The organism is Xanthovirga aplysinae (genome assembly GCF_009711365.1).
In the GTDB taxonomy this organism is placed as follows: Bacteria; Bacteroidota; Bacteroidia; order Cytophagales; family Cyclobacteriaceae; genus Xanthovirga; species Xanthovirga aplysinae.
In genome coordinates this window covers 1-4,003 of sequence record NZ_SMMB01000787.1, presented here as the reverse complement: position 1 = coordinate 4,003, position 4,003 = coordinate 1, and the positions used below count along the sequence as shown (strand labels likewise).

Sequence of the window (4,003 nt, the reverse complement as noted above, 5' to 3'; positions counted from 1 at the left end):
ATTTCATTAAGGATAGTACCAGACCTAAAGGGTGTAATTAATAACGACGTCAATCTTTATTTTTATGATAAGGTTCCGGTATTGGCAGTGAAAGGTGAACCATTACAGCTTCTTTTTAACCGGGTAGCAAAAAGAGTTTTTGATATTGTTTTTTCATTGTTTGTTATTCTTTTTTTGTTTCCCCTTATATTCCCGATAATTTCATTTTTCATAAAATTGGAATCCAAAGGACCTGTTTTATTTAAGCAGGAGAGGCCAGGTTATAAAAATCAATTGTTTGTTTGCTATAAATTCCGGACAATGACCGTGAATGGGGCTACTGAAAAACAGGCCAGCCGGCATGACCCTAGAATTACTCGAGTGGGCAGTTTTCTTCGTAAAACCAGTTTAGATGAGTTGCCTCAATTTTTTAATGTGTTGAAAGGGGAAATGTCTGTGGTGGGGCCTCGTCCCAATCTTGTTTCCCAGCTTGAAATTTATTCTAAATTAATTGACAGGTATTCCTTAAGGCATTTTGTTAAACCCGGAATAACAGGATATGCTCAGGTTAATGGGTACAGGGGAGAAACTCAACAAATAGAAAAAATGGCCAAAAGGGTGGAGCATGATGTGCAATATATGGAAAATTGGAGTTTCTTATTAGACTGTGCTATAATTTGCAAAACTGTTTGGAATATTTTTAAAGGGGAAGAGAATGCCTATTAGGACTCATCTGTCGAGAAAAAATTATTTTGGCCCTATTTGAAAAAAATTATGGGAGTAAGAGATAGATATTTAAATCAAAAAAGCACTTTTTTTGCAATTGTGCTTTTTTGATATTTTTCTCATATCATTTTTGCCTCTTTTTAATTGTAAGCTCTCCATACCGGTTTTACCGGTCTCCCAATCAAAAATTTCTCAATGCCCTCATTTAGTGCTTTTTTATAGATAAAAAGGGCCTCATGAAAAGCTTCAGCAGTTATATCGATATCCTTTTCTGTGTGGGAAAAGCTTATCACCAGTGAGGTAGCTAAAATTCCTCTTTTGATAAGTTCTTGAAGTAGTAAAGTGCGAAAAGCCTGTGAATTTTCCATTTTTTCATTTAAGGTTGCATACACAAGGCATGATGGCTTTCCAATTATCAGGAAGTTTTTTTCCAGTTTTAATTCCCTTACTGACTTTTGAATTAGAAGGGCAAGTTTTTCTCCCCTTTGATTTAAAGATTCTATAACTGGATTTTCTTTAAAAAATTTGATATTTGCAATGGCAGCTGCTAAACAATGATTTTCGGCTCCATGGGTAGTAGATAAAAGGAATACCCTTTTTTTGGAGTGTTGGAGGCCTCCTAACTCCATAAATTCCTTTTTCCCTGCGAGGGCGGAAACAGAAAATCCATTGCCCAGAGCTTTCCCAAAAGTGGAAAGGTCGGGTTTAATGTTGTATAATTTTTGAGCTCCACCATTATGCCAACGAAGGCCAGTAATCATTTCATCTAAAATGAACAAAGCACCGTTCTGATGACAGATTTCTTTCAATTGATGTAGAAAATTATTTTTAGGAGGATCATTTTTTTCAGGTTCCAAAATGAAGCCTGCAATTTGGTTTGAATATTTCTTCAGAATTTCTTTGACACTATTGATATTATTGTACTCAAATTTAACTGTTAGTTCTTTTATCACTTTTGGAATGCCCGAGGAAACCGGTGTTGTACCAATAAACCAATCCTCTACCGAAAAAAATGGGTGACTACTACAAATGGCTATTATATCCCTGCCTGTGACAGCTCTGGCCAGTTTTACAGCTGCACTTGTGGCATCAGATCCATCTTTGCAAAATTTAACCATATCGGCCATTTCTATCATTTGGAGGAATTCTTCCGCACAATCGTATTCAATTTTCGCAGGTCGAATGAAATTGGAACCAAGCCTCAATTGTTTTTGCACCGCATTAATTATGGGAGGGAAGGCATGTCCCAGTATGACACTCCTAAGGCCACCACCATATTCTATATATTTATTCCCATCTAGATCCCAAACATGGGAGCCCTTTCCTTTTTCTAGAATGGGAGGCATAAACTCCGGAAATTGGTCATCTCCTTTGGCATAGGTATGACAACCTCCAGGGATTAATTGATGTAACCTTTTTTGTAGTTTTAAAGAGGATTTGAAATTCATAGAGGAAGTTGTTTTGGGAGTATTGTTGTTTTTTGGGAATAAAGTCAATTTTACTTATTGATATAGCCTTTATCTGAAATGCCGTGAAATGCAGAAACTTTATTTAAATTATTTAGTGAGTGGACTTTTTTAAAAGGAATGGTATTTTTTCTGGAGAGAGTCTTTCGTTTCTGCTTATTTCTAAAGGTTGTTTTTAGATTTATTTAAGTTTAAATCTGGGAATGTTGGCCTTTATTTTAGAAGAAATTCTAAGTTTTGAGAAACTTAATTGTTTATTCTTTTTTCTTAATTAATTAGTAGTTTTTATAGTTTTATGTTTTTTATTAGAATAGTAATATAATTAGATATTTAGTATTTTAATTTAATGACACTTTTCTGATTTTTAAATTAATCTTATCAAATATTCTATTCTTGGCTTTCCTCCTTCTTATTTCCTAATCTAAAAGCCCTTTTCTGGTTTATTTATCTTCTCTTCTTTCAAAAATGGAAAATATGGATCAATTGGTTTCAGTTATTTTGGTTTCATTTAATGGTGAGGCATATCTGCAAAAAGCTATTGAAAGCGTGCTTAATCAAAGTTACAAAAATTTTGAGTTTTTATTGGTGGATAATGGTTCCCACGATGATACCCGAAGTATTATGAAGGGATTTCAAAAAAAGGACTCTCGTATTAGGGTGATAACTTATGATAAAAATATTTCTAGGACACCTTGTTACAATGAGATGGTACCTCTTGCCAAGGGAAAATTAATATTTGAAATGTGTGATGATGATATCATGTTGCCAGATCGTTTAAGGGGATTGTTAAAATTTATGATTGAAAATCCAGAATTGCATATGGCTAATTCCTTATTCTATTATATTGATGAATCGGATAGAATACTTGCTAAAAATCATACGCCTCATGTTGACAAGGAATGGTGGAAGAAAGTTGTGGCTGTTGGTGGGTTAATAAATTTGCCAACTCCAGGGATGACATATTGGAAAGCATCATTTATTGAGGTAGGAGGATATCGGCCAAAATTTTGGCCAGCCGATGATTTGGAGTTCGCCACCCGTTTTGCAATGAGTGGAAAAGCCGTAGCCACCCTTGATAAAGTTTTATTGCACTACCGTATTCATAGCCAGTCAGTGATGGCTAAAGAATTTCTTGATGCTAGTTGGAAATGTAAATGGCTGTTGCATTGTGTTCAAAAAAGGAAATTGGGAAAGGAAGAAATTTCATTTGAGGAGTTTATGCATATTCAAAAAAAGAAACCCCTATTAACCAAAGTGCAATGGTATATGAATATTTATGGAGATAAATTTTATCGAGAGGCTGGTCTATTATTTGGGAAGAGGAAATATTTATCTTTTTTCTTTTTTATTTCTTTGTCATTTCTAATGATTCCTTCCTCCGTTATAAAAAAAATCCGACAACAAATGTTATAGGTTAATTTATTTTCCTTGGGTAGGTAAAGTTTTCATCTGGCCGAACTGGAAAAGAAAGCGAATCAATTTGTGATGATTCTTCCTGTAAATTTCTAGTACAAAAGGGGGGAGAAGTTGAAGAAATCCTGGTGCATGAAAAAATCATTACCTTTTTGGGTGAATAATGACTTTTATTGGACCTAATTAGAGGTGAAGAAGGTAGGTGAGACCAGGAAGAATTTATCGGCAATAAAAGGCCTTGAAAAAAATATTTCTTCTTTGAGAATGTTTATTTTACTAAGGTCTATTGATGTGCAGTTTAAGTTGGAGATTTTTCTTGGTGGAAGGTGTCCTTTTTAAGAATTGGCTTATAGCATAAATATAGTTTTCTCTAAATTATCTTTAAGTAACTAGATATCTGTTTTTTGAAAGTCAATTTA

The 4,003-nt window shown here is 34.1% G+C and carries 3 protein-coding genes; 2 read left to right on the top strand and 1 reads right to left on the bottom strand.

Annotated elements, in window-relative coordinates; translation table 11 throughout:
- A partial coding sequence (locus E1171_RS05715) for an exopolysaccharide biosynthesis polyprenyl glycosylphosphotransferase (RefSeq protein ID WP_155204959.1) occupies positions 1-705 on the top strand: 705 nt, incomplete at its 5' end.
- A 140-nt stretch (positions 706-845) separates the two neighbouring features.
- Here E1171_RS05715 and E1171_RS05710 read toward each other — a convergent pair.
- On the bottom strand, positions 846-2,153 hold the full coding sequence (locus tag E1171_RS05710; RefSeq protein ID WP_155204957.1) for a glutamate-1-semialdehyde 2,1-aminomutase: 1,308 nt from the start codon (positions 2,151-2,153) through the stop codon (positions 846-848).
- Between the two features lie 483 nt (positions 2,154-2,636).
- On the opposite strand from E1171_RS05710, the gene E1171_RS05705 reads away from it, so the two are divergent.
- Complete coding sequence (locus tag E1171_RS05705; protein WP_155204956.1) at positions 2,637-3,584, top strand: glycosyltransferase family 2 protein; 948 nt, start codon at positions 2,637-2,639, stop codon at positions 3,582-3,584.
- Positions 3,585-4,003: the final 419 nt, after the last annotated feature.

Excerpts from the sequence above, each read along its gene's own strand:
- E1171_RS05710 (WP_155204957.1), bottom strand. The coding sequence starts at position 2,153 with ATGAATTTCAAATCCTCTTTAAAACTACAAAAAAGGTTACATCAATTA.
- E1171_RS05705 (WP_155204956.1), top strand. The coding sequence starts at position 2,637 with ATGGAAAATATGGATCAATTGGTTTCAGTTATTTTGGTTTCATTTAAT.